This is a genomic window from Halomonas sp. ATBC28 (assembly GCF_005937175.1).
Classification (GTDB): domain Bacteria; phylum Pseudomonadota; class Gammaproteobacteria; order Pseudomonadales; family Halomonadaceae; genus Vreelandella; species Vreelandella titanicae.
This window is the reverse complement of sequence record NZ_VCQL01000004.1, coordinates 34,118-54,219: the sequence shown is the minus strand read 5'-3', so window position 1 is coordinate 54,219 and position 20,102 is coordinate 34,118. Positions and strand designations below refer to the sequence as shown.

20 protein-coding genes are annotated in these 20,102 nt (G+C 56.4%); 11 read left to right on the top strand and 9 right to left on the bottom strand.

Features of this window, described 5'->3' with window-relative positions; all coding sequences use genetic code 11:
* The first annotated feature begins 147 nt into the window (after positions 1 to 147).
* From E0L35_RS05285 to E0L35_RS05275, 3 genes are all read left to right on the top strand, one after another.
* Positions 148 to 1,458 (top strand): TIGR00366 family protein, encoded by a 1,311-nt coding sequence (locus E0L35_RS05285; protein WP_022522076.1) that lies wholly within the window; start codon positions 148 to 150, stop codon positions 1,456 to 1,458.
* 91 nt (positions 1,459 to 1,549) lie between these two features.
* Positions 1,550 to 2,077, top strand: coding sequence for an acyl-CoA thioesterase (locus E0L35_RS05280; protein ID WP_009287460.1), 528 nt, complete (start codon positions 1,550 to 1,552; stop codon positions 2,075 to 2,077).
* A 23-nt stretch (positions 2,078 to 2,100) separates the two neighbouring features.
* Positions 2,101 to 3,105 (top strand): ion transporter, encoded by a 1,005-nt coding sequence (locus E0L35_RS05275; RefSeq protein ID WP_138799851.1) that lies wholly within the window; start codon positions 2,101 to 2,103, stop codon positions 3,103 to 3,105.
* Position 3,106: 1 nt separating this feature from the next.
* Here E0L35_RS05275 and E0L35_RS05270 read toward each other — a convergent pair whose 3' ends face one another.
* Positions 3,107 to 4,501 (bottom strand): PLP-dependent aminotransferase family protein, encoded by a 1,395-nt coding sequence (locus E0L35_RS05270; RefSeq protein WP_009287462.1) that lies wholly within the window; start codon positions 4,499 to 4,501, stop codon positions 3,107 to 3,109.
* A 97-nt stretch (positions 4,502 to 4,598) separates the two neighbouring features.
* Here E0L35_RS05270 and E0L35_RS05265 point away from each other — a divergent pair, with 97 nt between their 5' ends.
* Entirely contained in the window at positions 4,599 to 5,204 is a 606-nt protein-coding gene (locus E0L35_RS05265) for a LysE family translocator (protein WP_022522075.1), read from the top strand.
* 7 nt (positions 5,205 to 5,211) lie between these two features.
* Here E0L35_RS05265 and E0L35_RS05260 read toward each other — a convergent pair whose 3' ends face one another.
* Both E0L35_RS05260 and E0L35_RS05255 read right to left on the bottom strand, forming a co-directional pair.
* The gene (locus E0L35_RS05260) at positions 5,212 to 5,583 is read right to left on the bottom strand and encodes an I78 family peptidase inhibitor (RefSeq protein WP_022522074.1); all 372 of its coding nucleotides are present in this window, start codon (positions 5,581 to 5,583) and stop codon (positions 5,212 to 5,214) included.
* A gap of 99 nt (positions 5,584 to 5,682) precedes the next feature.
* On the bottom strand, positions 5,683 to 5,814 hold the full coding sequence (locus E0L35_RS05255; protein WP_053856985.1) for an entericidin A/B family lipoprotein: 132 nt from the start codon (positions 5,812 to 5,814) through the stop codon (positions 5,683 to 5,685).
* Positions 5,815 to 5,988: 174 nt separating this feature from the next.
* Here E0L35_RS05255 and E0L35_RS05250 point away from each other — a divergent pair, with 174 nt between their 5' ends.
* Positions 5,989 to 6,426 carry an HIT domain-containing protein gene (locus tag E0L35_RS05250; RefSeq protein WP_138799850.1) on the top strand — a complete coding sequence of 146 codons (438 nt, stop codon included), beginning with the start codon at positions 5,989 to 5,991 and terminating at the stop codon, positions 6,424 to 6,426.
* Here E0L35_RS05250 and E0L35_RS05245 read toward each other — a convergent pair.
* The 4 genes from E0L35_RS05245 to E0L35_RS05230 all read right to left on the bottom strand — a co-directional run bounded on the left by E0L35_RS05245 (position 6,415) and on the right by E0L35_RS05230 (position 9,098).
* Positions 6,415 to 7,446, bottom strand: a complete 1,032-nt coding sequence (locus E0L35_RS05245; RefSeq protein WP_138799849.1) for a nickel/cobalt transporter — start codon at positions 7,444 to 7,446, stop codon at positions 6,415 to 6,417. The genes E0L35_RS05250 and E0L35_RS05245 overlap by 12 nt on opposite strands.
* 79 nt (positions 7,447 to 7,525) lie before the next feature.
* Complete coding sequence (locus E0L35_RS05240) at positions 7,526 to 8,185, bottom strand: DUF1007 family protein (RefSeq protein ID WP_022522071.1); 660 nt, start codon at positions 8,183 to 8,185, stop codon at positions 7,526 to 7,528.
* Positions 8,182 to 8,541, bottom strand: coding sequence for a hypothetical protein (locus tag E0L35_RS05235; protein WP_022522070.1), 360 nt, complete (start codon positions 8,539 to 8,541; stop codon positions 8,182 to 8,184). The genes E0L35_RS05240 and E0L35_RS05235 overlap by 4 nt, the downstream gene beginning before the upstream one ends.
* Positions 8,538 to 9,098: a hypothetical protein gene (locus E0L35_RS05230; RefSeq protein WP_022522069.1), complete on the bottom strand. Its 561-nt coding sequence runs from the start codon at positions 9,096 to 9,098 to the stop codon at positions 8,538 to 8,540. The genes E0L35_RS05235 and E0L35_RS05230 overlap by 4 nt, the downstream gene beginning before the upstream one ends.
* A gap of 140 nt (positions 9,099 to 9,238) precedes the next feature.
* Between E0L35_RS05230 and E0L35_RS05225 the strand changes: the two genes are divergently transcribed.
* Together E0L35_RS05225 and E0L35_RS05220 are read left to right on the top strand one after the other, a co-directional pair.
* On the top strand, positions 9,239 to 10,372 hold the full coding sequence (locus E0L35_RS05225) for a glycerate kinase (protein WP_138799848.1): 1,134 nt from the start codon (positions 9,239 to 9,241) through the stop codon (positions 10,370 to 10,372).
* 246 nt (positions 10,373 to 10,618) lie between these two features.
* Positions 10,619 to 11,095 carry a Dps family protein gene (locus E0L35_RS05220; RefSeq protein WP_138799847.1) on the top strand — a complete coding sequence of 159 codons (477 nt, stop codon included), beginning with the start codon at positions 10,619 to 10,621 and terminating at the stop codon, positions 11,093 to 11,095.
* A 69-nt stretch (positions 11,096 to 11,164) separates the two neighbouring features.
* Here the strand turns inward: E0L35_RS05220 and E0L35_RS05215 are convergent, their stop codons facing one another.
* Entirely contained in the window at positions 11,165 to 12,631 is a 1,467-nt protein-coding gene (locus E0L35_RS05215) for an aminoacyl-histidine dipeptidase (protein WP_138799846.1), read from the bottom strand.
* 27 nt (positions 12,632 to 12,658) lie between these two features.
* Positions 12,659 to 14,821 carry a GNAT family N-acetyltransferase gene (locus E0L35_RS05210; RefSeq protein WP_249362096.1) on the bottom strand — a complete coding sequence of 721 codons (2,163 nt, stop codon included), beginning with the start codon at positions 14,819 to 14,821 and terminating at the stop codon, positions 12,659 to 12,661.
* A 361-nt stretch (positions 14,822 to 15,182) separates the two neighbouring features.
* Between E0L35_RS05210 and dctP the strand changes: the two genes are divergently transcribed.
* The 4 genes from dctP (at position 15,183) to E0L35_RS05190 (ending at position 20,085) form a co-directional block, all read left to right on the top strand.
* Complete coding sequence (gene dctP, locus E0L35_RS05205; RefSeq protein WP_009288576.1) at positions 15,183 to 16,286, top strand: TRAP transporter substrate-binding protein DctP; 1,104 nt, start codon at positions 15,183 to 15,185, stop codon at positions 16,284 to 16,286.
* A 65-nt stretch (positions 16,287 to 16,351) separates the two neighbouring features.
* Positions 16,352 to 16,855, top strand: a complete 504-nt coding sequence (locus E0L35_RS05200; protein ID WP_138799844.1) for a TRAP transporter small permease subunit — start codon at positions 16,352 to 16,354, stop codon at positions 16,853 to 16,855.
* Positions 16,852 to 18,189 carry a TRAP transporter large permease subunit gene (locus E0L35_RS05195; protein WP_009288578.1) on the top strand — a complete coding sequence of 446 codons (1,338 nt, stop codon included), beginning with the start codon at positions 16,852 to 16,854 and terminating at the stop codon, positions 18,187 to 18,189. Before E0L35_RS05200 ends, E0L35_RS05195 begins: the two co-directional genes overlap by 4 nt.
* Before the next feature lie 210 nt (positions 18,190 to 18,399).
* Complete coding sequence (locus E0L35_RS05190) at positions 18,400 to 20,085, top strand: iron ABC transporter permease (RefSeq protein WP_022522063.1); 1,686 nt, start codon at positions 18,400 to 18,402, stop codon at positions 20,083 to 20,085.
* Positions 20,086 to 20,102: the final 17 nt, after the last annotated feature.

The window sequence follows — 20,102 nt, the reverse complement described above, 5'->3', positions numbered from 1 at the left end:
GCGCAATTAACCTCAACTACGCTAACGTAAGATTAAGCGGGCAGCTTCAACGTGAAAATTTCCGTACTCACCCGTATATTAGCTATGCCGTTACACTTCCAAGACCTTGCTTAGCCACTTCCTAATAATGAATAAAGAGAGCATCCCATGCTTAAAATGATCTCAAAACCGGCGGTAAAGCTGGTGGAGCGCTATCTCCCCGACCCGTATATTTTCGTACTATTGCTGACGTTAATTGCCTCGGCCGCCGCAATCGCCATTGAGCGGCAAACACCGCTGGCAGTACTACGCTTCTGGGGCGATGGATTCTGGGGCTTGCTGACGTTCTCTATGCAAATGCTGCTGGTACTGGTCACCGGTTTTATGCTGGCAAGCTCACCACCAGTAAAACGCATTCTGCAGAAAATAGCCGGTACTGCTAAATCCCCTGGCGGTGCAATCATCCTAGTGACGCTGGTCTCATTGGCGGCCAGCTGGATTAACTGGGGGTTTGGCCTTGTGGTCGGCGCGCTATTTGCCAAAGAACTGGCCCGATTGATCCGCGTTGACTATCGGCTATTAGTGGCCAGTGCTTACTCAGGCTTTGTGGTGTGGCACGGCGGTTTGGCAGGCTCAATACCGCTAACCATCGCTACCGAAGGGCATTTTTCCGCCGATCAAATTGGAGTGATTGGTACCGGCTCTACGATTTTCGCCTTCTTCAACCTCGCTATTGTGGCCTGCCTATTTATTGCCATCCCACTGGTAAACCGCATGATGCTGCCGGATGAGAAGGATAGCGTCTATGTCGACCCAAATGTTCTGAATGAAGAGCCCGAGCCGGTTGGCCGCATTACTCGTCCTGCTGAACGCCTGGAAAATAGCTTTACCCTCGCCCTGCTGGTCGGTGTACCGGGGCTGCTGTTCTTGCTTGATCACTTCCTGCTAAGGGGTGGCGGCTTAAACCTTAACGTCGTTAACTTTATGTTTCTGTTCCTAGCCATTGTGTTGCACCGCACGCCACGCAATCTGCTCAATAGCCTGCACGAAGCTATTAAAGGCGGCGCAGGGATTGTCATCCAATTCCCATTTTATGCTGGCATCATGGCCATTATGGTGCAGTCCGGGCTAGCAGAGAGCATGTCCGAGTGGCTGGTCTCCTTTGCCACCACCAATACACTGCCGTTCTGGTCGTTTATCAGCGCGGGTATTGTCAACCTATTCGTCCCTTCCGGCGGCGGCCAGTGGGCAGTTCAGGCACCGGTGATGCTACCGGCTGCTCAGGCCTTAGGAGCTGATATTCCGCGGGTTGCCATGGCGGTGGCTTGGGGCGATGCCTGGACTAACCTGCTACAGCCCTTCTGGGCACTCCCGGTGCTCGCCATTGCGGGCCTAAAGGCGAAAGATATTATGGGCTTCTGCCTGATTCAGCTTTTTATCACCGGCATTATTATTTCCGTCGGTCTGGTATGGTTTTAAACAACCGCCAATGACTGCCCGTCGCTCCGTTTGCCCAGCATATGAGTAACGGGCAGCCGTTATTGGTCTCACGTAGGAGCAGGAGCACCGAATGACAGACGCCGAAATCAGCGCTAACGCTGCCCTACCTGGGCAGCATGAACTCTCCATGACCGTATTGATGACGCCCGATATGGCGAATTTCAGCGGCAAAGTCCATGGTGGTGCAATTCTTAAAAAGCTCGATGAAGTCGCTTTTGCTTGCGCCAGCCGCTATTCGGGCCACTATGTCGTGACGCTGTCAGTGGATCAGGTGTTGTTTAAGCAGCCGATTCATGTCGGTGAGCTGGTCACCTTTCTGGCCAGCGTTAATCATGTTGGTCGCTCGTCGATGGAAGTGGGCATCAAGGTCGTGGCTGAAGATATTCGTAATAAGCTGATCCGTCATACCAACAGTTGCTACCTCACCATGGTAGCAGTGGACGCTGATGGTAAACCCGCTAGCGTACCGCCGCTCAAGTTGGCCACACCGCTCCAGGAACTGCGTTTTGAAAAGGCGGCACTGCGCAAAAAATTACGCAAACAGGCAGAAAAAGAGGAACTGCTGACCCAGCAGCATTACCAGTCCCAGGCCCATTAAAGACCCAACGACAAGGAGTTCGTATGCCCGCCAGGGAACGCTATCCACACCTGCCTAAAGCGGTTGAATACGCCCATATTGGTTGGGATTTTTTTATCCTGACGCTAGTGGTGATTAATCTATCGCTACTGCTGTTTGATTCGCTGTTTCTGCTTGACCCTATTAACCAGGGCATCGCCAACCTCGCCCCCGGTTTTCACACCTTCTACGATGACGTGATTCATAGCCGTTTTATCACCATCGACCTGGTATTTGTCAGCTTTTTTATCGCCGACGTACTGCTGGGCTGGTCAATCGCGATTGCCGAGCGGCGCTACCACCGCTGGTTTTTCTACCCCTTCGTGCACTGGTACGATGTGCTGGGCTGCATTCCCCTCGCGGGCTTCCGACTACTGCGTATTTTACGCGTTGTATCGTTAATCAATCGGCTGCATCGCATCGGCCTTATTGATGTTACCCACTGGTACATCTATCAATTTGTGGCCAAGTATTACGACATTCTGCTTGAGGAGCTTTCCGACCGCATCGCCCTGCGTCTATTGGGCAATGTACAGCAGCAGATACGCGCCAGCGATTCGCTGACCGAGCGCGTCATTGAACGTGTGATCATGCCCCGCAAAGCTCAGCTGATTCATGAGATCGCTCAGCGGCTGGAGAGCACTATCGGCAAAGCCTACCAGCACAACCGCCAATCCATTATGGCGGCAATCAGTGATTTAGTTAGCCGCACGCTACGGGAAAGCCCCGAGATTCAGCGCCTTAATCGCCTGCCCATGGGGCAGCAGGCCACCAGCGCGATGGAAGCATCACTCAGCGGCGTTGCTCAACGGCTAGTCGATGAGCTGCTGCTAGGCATTCATTCGGATGAGTTTAGGCAGTTAGTGGAGCGCACCGCCGACAGCGGCTTCGACACCTGGCTGACGGTTGACGAAGGCAGCAATCGGGTCACCGAGCAGGTGCTGTACGACGTCCTCGAAATGCTTAAAGACCAGGTGCGCCACCAGGGCTGGAAAGACCGCTACGAGTAATTCACAAAGTGACAGGGGCTAATGGGCGCTCGGTTAAACAGGCGGCGACGATACTCAATGCCTGAATCAGTTCACTGCGATCCGCCGCGGCCCCAACACATAGCCGAATCGCTTGGGGCGCTGGCGTGCTCCCGACACAAAAGGGCTCTGCGCTGCTGACCTTAACGCCCCGCTGCAGTAGCCGTTCACACAGCTCTACGGCCCGGCTCCCCTCTGGCAGCGCAAGCCATACATTGCTGCTGTGCGAACGCCCGCTTAAGGAAAAATCTTTTAGCCATTCGGCAGCCAACTGCTGACGCTCCGCGAGCTCCTGAGTTTGCCAGGTAAGTAATTTTTCCGCCGCGGGCTGATTAATCCAATGGCAAACCACATCGACCATTAGCGGTGGCACCATCCAACTCTGAGCGCGAAGGCCTGTCGCTAACCGCTCGTGCAAGCTTTTAGGCGCACGCAGTACGCCAATTCGTAGCCCACCCGCCAGCACTTTAGCGGTACTAAACACAAACAGCGTGCGCTCCGGCGCAAGCCTGTAAAGGGGTGTACCGCGCTGCTCAGCGGGTAGATACTGCACGCCATCTTCAATCAGCCAGATATCGTAGCGCCGTGCCAACGTTACCAGTCGCTCGCGGCGCGATTCGCTTAAACACGCGCCGGTGGGGTTGTTCTGTTCCGGCGTTAGATAAATCGCTCTAGGTGGCTGCCGGGCACACTGCGCCTCAAGCAGATCCATGCGCATCCCTTCACTGTCTTGACCAATGCCTACCAACTTTAGATGCCCCTGCTGCGCAGCGCTGATGGCACCGGGATAGGTCAAGGCATCAGCGGCCAACAGCTCGCCCGGCCTTAGCAAGGTGCTGAGCGCCAAACTAAGGCCATGCTGCCCACCCTGGGTAATGAGCAGCTCATCGGCCATCAGCGGCATACCCAAAGTATTTAACCAGCGAGCGAGTACTTCACGATGCTCATGACGCCCCTGGGCCTGTTGGTAAGTTACACCACGTGCTAATGCTGCCCCGGATTGACTTAAAGCGACCAGCGCTTCGCTCAACAGCGTCTGCCGCAACGGGTGGGGCGGTGGCAGGCTAAGGCTTAAATCGATCACACCGGCCGTTTCGTCAGCGGGAAACGTCAGGCTAAAAGCATTGTTTTGGTCTTGGCTCTTCACATAGGTGCCGCTACCCACCCGTGCCGACACCCAGCCATTGCGTTCAGCCTCAGCGTATCCCCGGGTTACCGTGCCAATGGTCACACCTAGCGCATCCGCCAAGCGGCGCTGGGGCGGCAATCGCTCCCCTGGCAGTAGTGTTCCCGCCTGGATAGCGGCTTCAATGGCACTGGCAATAGCGCGGTAGCGTGAACCAGAAAATTCAGCTAGCGAAGGCACCCACATTGTCATGGTGACAATAAAACCTTTGACGTCAATTTAAACCCCATTATGCTAGCAAAATCGGCAACAAAACAATCCTTATCACCAAATTGTATGGATACAATAAATGAATAGCGAATGGGTAATCCTCGGTCCGGCCGCGCTCTATATGATGTCGATGACGCTTACCCCAGGGCCGAATAACGTTATGCTTACCGCCTCTGGCGCTAACTTCGGCTTTAGGCGTACGCTGCCGCATATGTGGGGGATTTTAGGCGGCTGCTTTTTGTTGTTTGCAGGTATAGCACTGGGCTTGGGCGTGCTGTTTGAACGCTACCCGGCGATTCAAACAGCACTGCGCTGGATAGGCAGCGCGTATTTGCTCTATTTGGCTTGGAAAATTGCCAGCGCCCCGCCGCCCAATCTTAAGGCGCAGACCCATAGCGTACCCTTCACGTTTTGGCAGGCAGCGGCGTTTCAGTTCGCCAATCCAAAAGCGTGGGTAATGGGGCTGGCACTGATGGCGGGTTTTCTACCCGAAAGCGGCCAACCGGTATTTAATGCGCTGCTACTGGCAGGTTTTGCGGAGATGGTGGCTCTGCCCTGCATTGCCTTATGGGCGGCTTTTGGCACAGCTATTGGGCAGTGGATCAAAAGCGACGGCGCATGGCGGGGGTTCAATATCACCATGGGATTATTGACCGCCGCCTGCGTTGTGCTGATTTTAAGGTGACAAAACGTTAGCCACAGCGCAGATCTTCAATCATATCCTGATCGTCAAGATGCACATTCAAACGATCCGGGCGGTGATCCATGGTGGCCATATCACCAGGGCGAAGTACACGCACTTGTCGCGCACCGCTATCGCTTTGTAACTGTGCAGCGTTAGCCTCATCGAAAGGCTCACCGATAGCCGATTGAATCGCGTCTAAATCACAGGTGGCGGCGTACTCATCACTGGCGCCATTCGCCCCTACCGTTGGCGGCGGTGGCGCTGCGTCTACGTCATCGTTGGCAGGGGAAATCGGCATTTGCGAATTAACACAGGCTGTTAACAGCAGCGCACAAGCGCTAACAGCGGCAAACTTAACCAAAGAAGTACAGGGTTTCATCCTTGAATCTCCAAAAAGTAAGTTATGGGGATAGGCTATAAAACCCCACGGGCCAGGCGTTAGCCTAGCTCGTGGGATGCTACCATCTTTCATGCAACCTTAACTTGCTGCATCCTGGACAGCTTGACCACCCTCTTCAACATCCTGGCCAGCGCCAGCAATAGTATTGCAACCCGTTAGAACGCCCGCTGTTATCAGCAGCATAAAGCTCATGGCTAATAATTTTTTCATTTTCCGTTCTCCTTAACGAATCATTCAACATCGGGAAACTCCACTGGCAGCGTAATTTGCCACTTGGGAGTTTTTTCAGGGTAACAGCGTTTTGGCAATCGCGCTCGCTTTCCCTACTTCACTTCGCGGCTGTTATGCTAATAATTATTTAAACCGCTGCCTGGAGGCTATGATTTGATCAAATTCGAGCTAGATGAACGCCTTGCTGCCGACACCTTACCCATCGCAGACCTGCCGCTTAGCCGCGTGCTGTTAATGAATGACGCGCGCTACCCCTGGGTGGTTCTAGTACCACGCCAGATCTCTATCAGCGAGGTGTTCGAGCTTTCGGCCCATGACCAACAACAGCTTTGGTATGAAGCCACTCAGCTAGGTGAAGCAATGAAAACAGCGCTTAAGGGGGACAAAATCAATATTGCCTCGCTAGGCAATGTGGTTAGCCAACTGCATGTACACGTTGTGCTTAGACGGCACAGCGATGCGACCTGGCCGGCACCGGTATGGGGCAATGGCAGCCCCGAACCCTACGACCTGGATGGCCAGGCGCAGTTACGGGATCAGTTACTGGCACTTATCGACGGCTTGATATATAGACGACTTTTACCCCGTTAATGGGTGGCCTTGACGAGCAGGTGGCTCATTGAGGAGCGGCCCACTGGCAGGCTGTGCGACGCCCGCAACACTAAGCGAAATCCCTAGTACTACTATCAGCGCACCACCGGCCAAGGCCACCCAGCCGGTGGCTTTTTGTACGCTGCGCTGGCTGTACTGCTGCTTGGATAAGCGCCGCTGCGCCCAGCCACGGGCAAAAATGCTCGCCAGGGCAAGCGCTGATACGGTTATCCCAGTGCCGATCGACATGGCCACTACCGATGCTACCCCCACCTCAAACTGACCCAGCAAGCTGGCTGCCCCCAGCATTAATACCGCCCCACTACAGGGACGCATACCAATGGCGCCGACCGTCATCATCGCCGTACGCCAATCTAACGTCTGATGCGGTTCAATATGGTGAGCACCACCGCAACAGTGGCTGTGGTCATGACCATGGCTATGTTCGTGGTTTGGATTATGTTCATGGCCTGGGCTGTGCGAATGAGCCGCTCGCTCCGGCTGATAGGCTCGCCGCAACTGCTTGACGGCCCGCCAGCATAGCCACGCCCCTAACGCCGCCACCAGCAGAAAACTAGCCTGCTCGACCCAGGCAACGCTACCCATGGCCTGCCGGGTTATCCAGCCTAGGCCGTAAACCAGCACAACGACCAGCGCAATGGCGGTCACGCCTTGCAGTAAGGAGGCAGCAAAAGAGAGCCCCAAGGCGCGCTTTACCGCACCGCCGTGGGAGGCTAAGTAGGTCGCCAAGACGGCTTTACCGTGCCCCGGCCCGGCGGCATGAAAGACGCCATAAGCGAAGCTAATGCCTAGCAGGCTCACCCAGGTCGCCATGGTGGGGGTGCGCGACAGTTCGGTAATCGCCAGCGTTAGCGAACGGTGCAGATCACGCTGCCAACCAAGTAGCTGATAGCTCACGCTCTGAAACCCGCCTTGCCAAACGATGATGAGCACTGCTGCGGCTAGCAGCAGACCCAGCATTAACCCTAATTGACGTGTAAAGGGCCGTGTTAAAAACATTTAACCGCTCCACCGAAAAAGCTGTTATAAAGTAACAAGGCCATAAAATAGCACGGCTCTGCCTGTTTTCGAACAGCGCCTAGCGACAATCAACTTGACCGGTTTCGGCAAAATAGCGCCCCAAGCCGGGCTCACCACTCTCATCTTTATCGAGCAGCGCCGCTTGCATCACCAACTCAGGGTCGGGATCCGCGGGGAGAATAGACAACTCACAGACAGGCTCACCGTGAAGTATCAGTGCATCATCCCGTGGCTGGCCACCTTCCTCCTCGTGCACCACTTCGATGTAGTAGGTGGGGTCAAACACTTGGTAGCTAAGCATGGCATCTGTCAGCGGTTGGGGCGCTTCCAGCGGCAGGATAAACATAAAGGTAAGCCGCCCATCCCGCTCCATGGCGGTATATTCGCTTACCTCACCCAACGCCTGGTGTTCACCATTAATACTCACTTCGGTTAAATAGTGCTGCGCGGCGAGATTATCGCGAATCTCTTTGCCAAGCTGATCCAGCCCCTCCTCTAGACTGGCGTTTTCCACCTGCTGTAGTTCTTCAAAAACGACCAGGCTGTAGAAGGGATCCATCCGCCAGGTTTGATGCAGGCCACTCACCATGCCCTGATCATCGGTGATGACCCGCACACTCAGGTCGATCCAGCCGTGAGGGTGGGCACGGGCATCGGGGCTGACCACAAAGCCACTCATACCCAAGCAAACGGCTACTGCGGTACCCGCCCACTTCATGGCGCGACACCTAATTTATGTTGCAAGGCGACAAGCCAAGGGTCGAGCAAATAGGGCGGCAAGGGCTGACTTCCCTTCAGCGCCGACACACTAACGCGGCTGCCCCTGCCCTCTTCGCTTACCTGCAGTTGCAGGCGATACTCCGGCCAGCGGGCAAGGGATGCCTCGGCGCGCCCCAACGACAGATCCGCATGGCGTACCACATAGCCCTGCTCCACCATCAATTCCACGGCTTCGCGGAAGGTTTCCTCTGCAGAGGTAGCGTAAACCAGTTCACGGGGTTCCAAAGGCGTTGTCGTCGCGCAGCCAACCAATCCACCCAGTAGCCCGATTAACAACCAGTGGCGCATTCTCATAACGGCCTCCCAGTCGCAGGGACGGTTTGCGTAAAACTGGTTTGAAAGCGCTGACAGAAATCGTCGTTGCTGGCACTGTAGGATTCACGCAGATCACCCCAGTGATCGAAGCGGCGAATATCTCGGGATATACGTATATGCGTGTCGTCCACCAATAGCGATACACGCTCCACCTCCACCGGCTGCTGGCCCACGCCACCGCCATAACCAATCCCCCCGATGCCAAAACCGACACCGGAACCACCGCGGCCTATGCCCACACCACCAAACAGGCGCATTCCACGCCCATAGCTGTAGGCATCGTCGTAAGGATCATAATAGCCGTGCAGTGGCCGTTCGCGGCTGGCGCTGATCAAGCCCAGGGAAGTATCGGTAGAGTTCAGGGTAAACCCCCACTCGGTGAGCACCTCAACGCTGGTTTCCAGCGCCCGCTCATGGGTGGCGGGGAAATAGCACGAAGCCGCTGGCGCTGGTTCCGCTTGGGGCAGACGGTCAGGAACCACTTGGCAGCCAGCAAGTACCAGCAGACAGGTTAAGCTTATGGGTATCGACTTCATGTTAGTCCCTCTAAATGGGCGAGGCCGCTGGTTTGGCGCAGGCTAGCGCGCTAAGCTCGCCAAAGGTGGTCATACTTAACTGACATTGTAGGGTAATGAAGACACCGTATTGAAGACACCGTTTTGCGGAGATCGTGCTAATGAATGTTTTGCTTTGCCCCGACAGCTTCAAAGATGCACTAAGCGCCCAAGACGCCGCAACTGCCATGGCGCGAGGCGTGCAGCGCGCTGCACCTGAGGCGCACGTTCAAGTCTGCCCTTTAGCGGACGGCGGCGAAGGCAGTCTAGACGCACTCATCGCCGCTACTGGTGCCGAGCGGCGCCAGCTAAACGTTCAAGATGCCCTGGGCCGCCCTCGTCAAGCAGCCTGGGGATGGCTGAGCGACCAGCGTACCGCGTTTATTGAGCTGGCTGAAGCCAGCGGATTACAGCACTTAGCGGCCGACGAGCGTAATGCGCTACACACCTCTACCTTTGGGGTGGGTGAACTACTGCTGGCGGCACTGGATCAAGGTGCAGAAAAAGCGCTGCTGCTGCTTGGCGGCAGCGCCACCAATGACGGCGGCGCAGGCATGCTGCAGGCACTGGGCGCGCGCTTTTTAGATCAACACGGCGAACCGCTTCCCCCCGGCGGCGCGGCGCTTAACCAATTGGCTAGCTTAGAACTCGATGGGCTAGACCCTCGGTTAGCCAAGTTTAGCCTGGAAGCCGCCGTTGATGTGGACAACCCGCTGCTAGGCGAACGTGGTGCCAGCGCGGTATTTGGCCCGCAAAAAGGTGCATCACCTGAAGAAGTCGAGCAGTTGGATCGTGCGCTTGGTCACTTCGGCGATATCAGCGCTCATGCATTAGGCGATGATTATCGAACGCTGCCGGGTGCAGGGGCCGCGGGCGGCATGGGGTTTGCGGCCAAGGCTTTTTTAAATGCCACACTAAAGCCCGGCATTGAGATGATTATGCAGCAGGCCGACATGGCGATGCTCTTGGCCAAAGCAGATCTAGTGATTACCGGCGAAGGCCGTTTGGATGGGCAGAGCCTGGCGGGAAAAACGCCCATTGGCGTTTCCCGTGCCGCCAAACGTCTCCACAAACCCGTTATCGTGCTGGCGGGCAGCCTAGGCGATGGTTGGCAAGCCTGTTTTGATGAAGGCGTCACCGCCGCTTTCGCGTTAGCCGATGGCCCCATGACGTTAGCTGACGCACTACCGCGCACCGCTAAACTGCTGGAAGCGCGCTGTGAAAGCCTGCTTCGTCTGTGGGTACACAGACCTTGAAATGTATGTAGACCTTGAAAAAAGCTCTCGCCGCCAGCATCTATTAAATCAGCAAAGGGTAACGAAAGTGGCTTAATGTCGAAGCACTAATGGCAAAGCGCTAATTTCAAAGTTCTATTTCAAAGATCTATGGCCGCGATGCAAAAAACTTGTTTTGCATCGCTACAGTTACACCCTATTCTGAAAGCACGCATCAACCGCCGCCTACTGTGGCATAAACACTGCGGCATAAAGAGGAAGCAGGATATGACTGACACCAACAGCATTGGCCTACACGAAGGTAGCGCTAGTCAACTCGCAGAAAAGCTCAACCACCTGCTGGCCAATTACCAAATTTTCTATATGAACGTACGCGGCTACCACTGGAATGTTCGCGGTAGCGACTTTTTCGAGCTGCACGCCAAGTTTGAAGAGTTCTACACCGACCTGCTGACCAAAGTGGACGAGGTTGCCGAGCGCATCCTGACCCTGGGTCACAAGCCGGTACACGCTTACAGCGACTACGTAACGCTATCGCGCATTCAGGAAGATAAAGACGTTCACGACGGTAACACCTGCGTCAAAGGCGTGCTCAAAGGGTACCAAACAATCATTGAGCTGCAGCGTGAACTGCTGTCGCTAGCCTCTGACGCCGACGATGAAGGCACCGCCGCACAAGCCGGTGACTACATCCGCGAGCAGGAAAAAACCATCTGGATGCTCAACGCCTATTTAAGCAAGTAAGCGTCATCTTTTGAGCTAAGAACGGCACCTTCGCTGCGTAGGTGCCGTTTTTGTGTTCGCGTGGGACGATCAGCGCTGATCGGCAAGATCCTCGATCAACGCCCGCAGCAGCGGCCAGAACTCTTCCACAGAGGCTAACTCCACCCGCTCATCCGGTGAGTGGGCGCCGCGAATCAGTGGCCCAAAGGAGATCATATCCAGCTGCGGGTATTTGCTGCCAAGAATGCCACACTCGAGCCCCGCATGAATCACCTTCACCTCCGGCTCACGGCCCAGCAGCGCCGCATGGCGGGCTTTAAAGGTCGCTAGAAGCTCGCCATTCGGATTCGGCGCCCAACCTGGGTAGCTGTTCTCAACTTTTACCCGTGCGCCAATCAATCCAAACAGCGCTTGAAAGCGATCCGCCATGGCCACCACCGCACTGTCGTGGAGTGAGCGTACCAGTGCGCAGAGATGTAACCGGCCATTTTCCAGGCTTAGCACGCCCAGGTTATTGGAGGTTTCCACTACGCCTGGCACATCCGCGCTCATCCGCTCGACGCCACAGGGGGCAGCGTGAAGCGCGGCCAGCAGCATAACGCTGGCGTCCAAGGTTAGCGGCTCCGCGTCGGGTATCTCAGTCAGACGTTGGGCGCTAATTTTAAGGCCGCTGTCGCCACTGCCTAACTCTCTTAACAGAATCGTTTCCAACCCGGCGATAGACACCATGGCCGCATCCACTTCATCGGCGGGCAGCGCCACCTGGGCAAAGGCTTCCCGGGGAATCGCATTGCGCAAGGTGCCGCCTTGGTAGCTAATCAAGCGCGCATCAAACGCCTCAAGGGAGCGCAGCACTCTAACCAACAACCGGTTGGCGTTACCCAGCGGCTTATGGATATCCGCGCCGGAGTGGCCACCCTTCAGGCCGGTCAAGACGATTTCGATCACCCGTTCGTGGTCGCCAGCGGCGGCACTGGGCAGTTGGGCATCGACTTCAACGTCGGCCCCGCCCGCACAGCCAATATAGACCTGCCCCCGATCTTCGCTATCCAGGTTGAGTAGCAGCGAACCTTCGAGCCAATTTTCAGCCAGGTTCAGAGCGCCGCCCATGGAGGTCTCTTCTTCCAAGGTGAATAGCGCTTCCAACGGCCCGTGGCGTAAATCAGGGTCTTCCAGCACGGCGAGAATCGCCGCCACGCCCAATCCGTTGTCTGCGCCTAAAGTGGTGCCATCGGCGTGCAGCCAGCCGTCGGCCACATAGGTACTGATCGGGTCGCGGGTAAAGTCGTGAGCATGATCGCTGTTGGCCTGGGCCACCATGTCCAGGTGGCCCTGGAGTACCACGCCGGGCGCCTGTTCGCAGCCGGGAGAGGCTGGCTTAAGCAGGCGTAAATTACCGAAGGTATCCCGGTCGTGGGCGAGGCCTTGGGCATCGGCCCAGCTTTCGAGGGTAGCGACGAGTGCCGCCTCATGCCCAGAGGGGCGCGGCGTATTACAAAGCGTTCGAAAGTGGCGCCAAACCAAGGAGGGCTCAAGCGCGTCAAGATGTGCGTTCATAAAGACTCTTCGTTATCGGTAACCAATCTACTTTACCTCAATGAGGCTGTTGACAGCGAGGCGCAGGGATTTCACTGCGTCGTTATGAGCATCCGCCAGAGCGATATTTTGGAACGCCCAGGCAGATAATTGTTGATGTGCCTGCTGTTGTGTCTCAGTTAAAGCGCGGTGGCTGGCTACGCGGGCCAAGGCTTGCAGAGCCGAGCGGGCAAGAGCGGGGTCGCGATGGGCGGTCGCTACGTCCTCGATATCCTGCCACTCGCGGCCACTCAGTGGCATGCTTGGCATTTGAGCGAGCAGCACTACGAGCACTGCTGCGGGTAGCGCCTTGAGTTCAAAAGCCAGCAGAGCTGGGAGCGCCGTCTGGAAGCGCTCACTAAGATCAGCAAGCACCGCCTCGCCCTCAGAATTCAACGCTTTAGCCACCATGACAGCGAACTCCCCGGTGGATGTCTCCCGAGTAATCCCTAAGCGTACCGGCGTAAAACCCAGCGCCAGCCAAAAGCGCAGCAGTGACGCTTCAGCGCCGAAGGTCGCGCCATAAAGTGCAGCACCTTGCTGCTTGGCAGCGTCCATATCCTCGCCTAGTAACGCTTGCCCCAAGCCTTGGCGTCGCCGCTCGGGGTGGGTAGCGATACGTACCACGCGACGCCAGCGGGCAGTCAATGCCTCACGGCTACCGGCATGGGTTGCCAACGATTGCGCCAACAAATGCCCCTGGGGACGTCGTTCACCGCGGGCGACCCGGTCGGCAATAGTGGCCTCAAAGCCGCCCTCTTCACGGGTGACCAACACCGCTTGAGGTTCACCTGCCTGCTCAATCATGCGTAGCTGAGCACCCGGGCTGTCAAGCAGTTGGCGCAGGTCATTGGGAGAGGTGCGGTAGTGCGACTGTACCAGCAGCCCAAACAGCTTCTCCAACATAGCGTCTTGATGGGCGAGGCGAGCTCGATCAATCACCTTGGTTGCCACTGCGCTGCCATCCGTCTGAGCGCTGGGCAGCGGTGCTTTTAACAACAGCAGTTGATTGACCAGAGCTTCCAACGGGTCGCCGCTGCGCCAGCGGATCGGTGCGTTAAGCGTTAGCGCTTTCCACTGGGGCGTCAGGCGATCAAGGGTCGCGCGAAAGCGCAAGGCGAAGCCTCTTCCCGACCCCTCATAGCCGTGCACCGTGGTGGCAAAAGCAATACGCGGAAAGACCGCGAGCCACTGGCCCAACAGTGCAGCGGGAATCGCCGCCGCCTCATCGACCATTAGATAACTGCCATCACCGCCCTGCTGCTGAGCGTTAACCTGCTCGGTGAGCACATCCGGGGGTAAAAAAATCAGTTCGCTGCCCTCGGCCAACACAAAGTGGCCGGTAGCGACACGACGGCCGTCCGGGCAGAGTGCCGCTACCCGCTCGAACACGCTCTCCACCGCACTCAGCCGCGGCGCGGTTAGCACTACTCGTTGGGCTTTGTGGGTCAGCAGCCGAGCACAAGCAATGCCCAGCGCGGCGCTTTTGCCGCGCCCACGATCAGCGGTTATTACCAACGGGCGGCGGCGCTTTAAGCCAACCAGCTGTGTCACTGCGTAGGCTTGGTCTGAGGTCAGGCAGTCGCTATCGCCACTTGCGGCTTCATCTGCTTTGCGCACAGGCAGTCGAGGTAGATACAGAGTCTGGTCAGCGCGCCAGCGCACTACCTGAGGCGAGGCCTGCAACTGACGCGCCAAGCGCGCCAGGTAGTGGCAGCTCAGCTCTGACCAGTGCCAGGGATGATCAGCAAAACGTGCGTAGTCTGGATCTGGTGACTCTCCCCACGGCTGCGGGGTGAGCAATACCAGCAAACCACCGGCGGTGAGCGTTCCCGCCAGCGCCCCCAAGGCTTCGGGATCAAACCCGGTGCTGTGGGTGTCGAGCACTACCAATTGGTGCTCTGCGCCCAGGCGCGTGCGCGCCTTGCGTGGCGAAAGGTGTTCGCTCCCCACCCATAACGGCGCACTCCAGGGGTGGGCTTGCCATAAAGCCTGCGCAAGGGATTGGCACTGCTCGGCATCGCCGCTTAGCCACACAAGCTGGCGCCAGCGGCGGCGGGCCAAACGCTGCGCATGATGAACCAACGCCGCCACCATCCGCGCTTGCGGTTTATTTTCTAGCACATGGATATTTAACAAATGATTTCCTGCTCCAGCGCGACTGCTTCCCATCACGTTATCCTATTAAGTGTGTAAGTGTGCCGCTAAGCCTCTTATGGAGCACCTTATGCTTACAACTTTGGTTGAATAATTTAACTCCTTTCAACGTTCTTGAGCGACGCAACTACTCGTCCCGACGCCGAAAAAACAACATAACTATTTGTTTTAATTAAACCAACAGGGTTTTCCCATAAAAACCAACGGCTGAAATCTCTTACATTACTGATATTGCACTGCAGCGGGGTTGTTGTGCTAATTTAGCTCTGCAGCGCTAAAACCCATGTTTACGTAAACGTAACCCAGCAGCGCTGCACTTTCCTGCATCCAGGTACCCAACACTAATAACGCCACGCGCCAAACCAGGAAATACATCATGAAAACAATGAACAAATTTGCCCTCACCGGCCTTGCCGCTGGTATTGCCTTCGCTGCCTTAACGACCACCGCCCAAGCACAAGAAGAGTGGACAATGACCAGCACCTGGCCGGAAAACCTTGACCTGATCAAGATTGACCAGCACTGGGTGGAACTGGTCAATCAATTGGCGGGAGAAGAGCTACAGATCAATTTCCGCGCAGGCGGTACGCTGATGCCCGGCACAGAAGTATTTGACGCCACCGAAACGGGCAGCATTGAAGCCGCAGGCGACTGGCCGGGCTATTGGGCCGGCTTGAACCCCGCTTTTTCACCACTGGCCACGACCACCAGCCTGTTTAATGGCGTTGATTACCTTAACTGGATTCAGCAGTGGGGCGGCCGCGAGCTGTACGAAGAGATCTACGGCCAGTTCAACATGGTTTATCTGCCTTACGGCATTACCAACAATGAGTCGGGCTTTATGGGCCGCACCCCGATTGAAAGCATTGCCGACCTGGAAGGCAAGCGTCTGCGCCTTTCGGGCCGCGACCAGGGCCGCGTACTCGAAGAGCTGGGCGGCTCGCAAGTCACTCTGGCGGGTGGTGAAGTCTACCAAGCCATTGAACGCGGCGTTATCGATGCGGGTGAATTCTCCACCCCTGGCGTTGATTTCAATGCCGGTTTTGCCGAAGTGGCGGACTACTGGGCAACCCCCGGTTGGCACCAGTCTGCCAGCGTATTTGGCGTAATGATCAATAAAGACGCCTGGGACGCCCTCTCAGAAGAGACCCAAGAGACTCTGCGTATTGCGGCGGATGCCACCATGGCATGGTCACTAGCCTGGTCTGAGCGCCAGTCGACCGAAGCCACACAGAAGTTCATCGACGCAGGCGTCACGATCAATCAGTTCTCTGAAGAAGATTTGGCGCGCATTCAGGAAGTCACCAACGAAGTGATTCTGCGCGGTGCTTGCGAATCTGCTGACCACGCTAAAGTCTACCAGTCGATGATTGCCTACCTTGAGCACTACGCAACCTGGCGCGATGTTTCCGCTCCTTTCAACATGAGTCGCGTGATGGATAACCTGCCCTCACTGGAAGAGATCGAAGCCTGCCTGTAAGGCGCTTCTGTGCCGCCTTGGTGTTTGCCAGGGCGGTTTTTTTGTGCTGACCGCGGAGATCTTCCATGAATGCGATTGCCAAGGCGATCGATGCCATCAATGAAGCTTTTGGGCGTGTCATCGCTCCATTGATTGCCATCATTACCCTGATTGTTCTTTATGACATTGCGTCACGTTTTCTGTTTGGGCGCCCTAGCGACTGGGCATTTGACGTGACCAAAATGCTGTTTGGCGCCCACTTTATGCTAATGGCGGCCTATGGGCTCAAACATCATGCCCACGTGGAAGTCGATATATTAAAACGTCTGCTGTCGCGCAAAAAGCAAGCGGTGCTTGAAGTGCTTGGTTACCTGATTTTCTTTGTCCCCTTTATCTGGATGCTGATCACCCTGGGCTGGAGCTTCTTTGAACGCGCCTGGAGCCGCGGTGAAACCACCTATGGCATGGTCTCAATCCCGGTCTACCCGATCAAAGGGGTGATTGTGGTCGCCGCTATCCTGATTCTGCTGCAGGCAATTGCCATTGTGCTGCGTGCCATCATGCAGCTTCGTGAGGAGGCATCAGCATGAACCTAAGTCCTGAAGTACTCACGCTGGTGATGTTTGGCGGCCTGATGGTGGGGCTGTTTATGGGCCACCCGTTGGCGTTTGTGCTAGGAGGTGTAGCCGTTATCGGTGCCTTTCTTGGCCCCGGCGAGCGCATTCTCGGCACCCTGATCAACAATATTTTCGGTAACGCCATGGATAACTATGTCCTGGTCGCGATACCGCTATTCATATTGATGGCGAGGTTCTTAAACGACTCTGGTGTTACTGAGAAGATGTTTGACGCCATGCGCCTATTGCTGGCCAACCTGCGCGGTGGCTTGGCGCTTACCGTGGTCATTGTGTCGGTGCTGCTAGCGGCTACCACCGGTATTGTTGGCGCTTCAATTGCGGTAATGGGCATGATTGCTCTGGTGCCGATGCTCAAGTATGGCTACAACAAAGAGCTGAGCGCAGGCGTTATTATGGCCAGCGGCTGCTTAGGCATCTTGATTCCGCCCAGCATCATGCTCATTCTGATGGCCAGCTACTCACCGGTTTCCGTGGGCGCACTGTTTGCTGGCGCGCTGATTCCCGGCCTGCTACTTGGGGTCATGTATGCACTCTACGTACTGATCATCTGCTACATCAAACCGCACTATGGCCCTAAGGTACCAGCCGAAGAACGCGCCGAAGTCAGCACTAAACAACTGCTGATCATGCTGGCCAAGTATGTGCTTCCCCCCATGTCGTTGATCCTGGGCGTGCTGGGCGCGTTATTTACCGGCGTCGCCACCGCCACTGAAGCATCCGCTATCGGCGTCTTTATCGCCTTTATCCTGTTTATGATCTTCGGCGACCGCAAAATCAGCACCTGCTTCTGGACGATGATAGAGGCGGGCAAGACCACCACCATGGTCATGCTGGTACTCGTCGGTGCCACGGCCTTTACCGGTGTGTTCTCGCGTGGTGGCGGCATGACCGTGATTAGCGACCTTGTGCTGGCAATGCCTGGCGGCACCATTGGGGCACTGATCCTGATGCTGTTCCTGGTATTTATCCTGGGCATGTTCCTGGATTGGACCGGCATCGTACTACTGAGCTTCCCGATCATGCTGCCCATCGTCGAAACCATGGGCGTGGATATGCTCTGGTTCGTGGTGATGGTGGCGGTAGTACTGCAGACATCGTTCCTGACCCCGCCCTTTGGCTATGCGCTGTTCTACTTAAAAGGCGTGGCACCACCTGGGGTCGAAATCGTCGATCTGTACAAAGCGGTCGTGCCTTTCGTCGCCTTGATTCTGCTGGCCTGTACGCTAATGGCGTTCTTCCCGTGGTTGATTACCGGCCTGCCTAGAATGCTGTTGGGCGGTTACTAGGCCCTCTGAACTTAAAGCTTAACGTCCAACCATTATGGCCCGCTTCGGCGGGCTTTTTTGCACCACCTACCCGCCTGCAAAGCTGCAGCAGCGCAGCGCCAGTGCTACTATTCACGCCCGTCACTATTTCGTATTGAGTTTCGCATTAAGTGTGCTGCGCTACTTTCCGGCTTTCTATTACTGCTTTTAGTCAAGGCAAGGAGTGTTCGCTTGCTCAGATCCAGCTATCGCGGGCTATTCGCCTTCTCCTCTTCACTTAGCCGTCGCGCTAGCCCCTGGTCGATTGCCCTGATAGCAGTGGCATTCGTAGTGGCGCTGCCTGTGCTGGTGGTATTTGCCCATATCGCAATGCCCACCGATGGCGTTTGGCAACACTTGGCCAGCACCGTACTTGGCCGTTATTTGAACAACACCTTCTGGCTCGTTGTGACCGTAGGACTCGGCACGCTTATCATCGGTACCGGGACGGCCTGGCTGGTGGTCATGTGCCGCTTTCCCGGCAAGCGGCTATTCGAGTGGGCGCTACTGCTGCCGTTAGCAGTACCCACCTACGTTATCGCCTACGCTTACACCGACTTTCTCCAATTTGCTGGGCCGTTACAAAGCCTACTACGCGAGACATTTGGCTGGGAGTATGGCGACTACTACTTTCCCAATATTCGCTCCCTTGGTGGCGCCGCGACGGTGATTACCCTGGTGCTTTACCCCTATGTCTACCTGCTGGCCCGCGCCTCGTTTTTAGAGCAGTCGGTCTGCGTGTTGGATGTGGGCCGCACTCTTGGCCGCGGCCCCTGGAAACTGTTTGCCAGTATCGCCGTACCGTTGGCACGCCCGGCGCTGGTGGGTGGGGTATCGCTGGTTCTGATGGAAACACTTAACGAGTTTGGGGCGGTTCAGTTCTTCGGCGTGGATACCTTTACCACCGGCATCTACCGCACCTGGTTTGGCATGGGTGAACAAGTAGCGGCGGCGCAGCTGGCGGCGTGCCTGCTCACCTTCGTGATTGTGCTAGTGCTGCTGGAACGCTGGTCACGGGGTAAGCGCCGCTACTTCCACACCACCAATCGCTATCAGCAGTTGCCCGAGTACGCGCTGCACGGCTGGCGCGCTGCTGCGGCGACACTAGCCTGCTTGGTGCCGGTGCTGGTGGGTTTTTTACTGCCCAGCGGCATTCTGCTCAATCTAGCCCTGCAAGGGGGCGATTCGCTCTGGGGCTCGCGATTTATTGGCTACGCCTGGAACAGTCTGGGGTTGGCAACAGTGGCTGCGCTAATCGCCGTGGGCTTGGCCGTTGTGCTGAGCTACGGCGTACGCATGCACGATACGACGTTTGCGCGGGTGGCTTCTCGCGTAGCCTCTATGGGCTACGCGATTCCCGGTTCAGTAGTCGCGGTGGGTATTCTGATTCCGTTTGCCTGGTTGGATAACGCCCTCAACACCTGGCTGAATAATCACTATGGCTACATCGTTGGCCTGGTCTTCAGTGGGTCGGCGTTTATTTTGCTATACGCCTACGTCGTGCGCTTTTTAGCTGTCTCGTTCAATGCCGTTGAGGCGAGCTTAGGCAAAGTGACCCCCAGCATGGATGCCGCCTCGCGCACCCTGGGTCAAACGGCGGGGGGCACGCTGCGCCATATTCATACACCAATGATGCGCAGCAGCCTGTTGGCGGCGGGAATTTTAGTCTTCGTTGACGTCATGAAGGAACTGCCCGCGACGATTATTCTGCGCCCCTTCAACTTCGACACCCTGGCCGTGCGGGCGCATAATCTCGCCTCTGACGAGCGATTGGCCGAAGCATCGACCTCGTCATTGGCAATTGTGGTAGTGGGCATCCTGCCGGTCATTCTGCTTAGCATGGCCATGCGCCGCTCACGTCCCGGCGCTCAGTCGTAAAAGCTAAATGCCAAGCA

What these genes read in the sequence shown, in the direction of transcription:
- E0L35_RS05220 (WP_138799847.1), top strand. Translation starts at nt 10,619, where the DNA reads ATGACTGACACCAACAGCATTGGCCTACACGAAGGTAGCGCTAGTCAA.
- E0L35_RS05215 (WP_138799846.1), bottom strand. Translation starts at nt 12,631, where the DNA reads ATGAACGCACATCTTGACGCGCTTGAGCCCTCCTTGGTTTGGCGCCAC.
- E0L35_RS05230 (WP_022522069.1), bottom strand. Translation starts at nt 9,098, where the DNA reads ATGAAGTCGATACCCATAAGCTTAACCTGTCTGCTGGTACTTGCTGGC.
- E0L35_RS05235 (WP_022522070.1), bottom strand. Translation starts at nt 8,541, where the DNA reads ATGAGAATGCGCCACTGGTTGTTAATCGGGCTACTGGGTGGATTGGTT.
- E0L35_RS05275 (WP_138799851.1), top strand. Translation starts at nt 2,101, where the DNA reads ATGCCCGCCAGGGAACGCTATCCACACCTGCCTAAAGCGGTTGAATAC.
- E0L35_RS05270 (WP_009287462.1), bottom strand. Translation starts at nt 4,501, where the DNA reads ATGACAATGTGGGTGCCTTCGCTAGCTGAATTTTCTGGTTCACGCTAC.
- E0L35_RS05260 (WP_022522074.1), bottom strand. Translation starts at nt 5,583, where the DNA reads ATGAAACCCTGTACTTCTTTGGTTAAGTTTGCCGCTGTTAGCGCTTGT.
- E0L35_RS05225 (WP_138799848.1), top strand. Translation starts at nt 9,239, where the DNA reads ATGAATGTTTTGCTTTGCCCCGACAGCTTCAAAGATGCACTAAGCGCC.
- dctP (WP_009288576.1), top strand. Translation starts at nt 15,183, where the DNA reads ATGAAAACAATGAACAAATTTGCCCTCACCGGCCTTGCCGCTGGTATT.
- E0L35_RS05280 (WP_009287460.1), top strand. Translation starts at nt 1,550, where the DNA reads ATGACAGACGCCGAAATCAGCGCTAACGCTGCCCTACCTGGGCAGCAT.
- E0L35_RS05255 (WP_053856985.1), bottom strand. Translation starts at nt 5,814, where the DNA reads ATGAAAAAATTATTAGCCATGAGCTTTATGCTGCTGATAACAGCGGGC.
- E0L35_RS05285 (WP_022522076.1), top strand. Translation starts at nt 148, where the DNA reads ATGCTTAAAATGATCTCAAAACCGGCGGTAAAGCTGGTGGAGCGCTAT.
- E0L35_RS05265 (WP_022522075.1), top strand. Translation starts at nt 4,599, where the DNA reads ATGAATAGCGAATGGGTAATCCTCGGTCCGGCCGCGCTCTATATGATG.
- E0L35_RS05195 (WP_009288578.1), top strand. Translation starts at nt 16,852, where the DNA reads ATGAACCTAAGTCCTGAAGTACTCACGCTGGTGATGTTTGGCGGCCTG.
- E0L35_RS05200 (WP_138799844.1), top strand. Translation starts at nt 16,352, where the DNA reads ATGAATGCGATTGCCAAGGCGATCGATGCCATCAATGAAGCTTTTGGG.
- E0L35_RS05245 (WP_138799849.1), bottom strand. Translation starts at nt 7,446, where the DNA reads ATGTTTTTAACACGGCCCTTTACACGTCAATTAGGGTTAATGCTGGGT.
- E0L35_RS05210 (WP_249362096.1), bottom strand. Translation starts at nt 14,821, where the DNA reads ATGGGAAGCAGTCGCGCTGGAGCAGGAAATCATTTGTTAAATATCCAT.
- E0L35_RS05240 (WP_022522071.1), bottom strand. Translation starts at nt 8,185, where the DNA reads ATGAAGTGGGCGGGTACCGCAGTAGCCGTTTGCTTGGGTATGAGTGGC.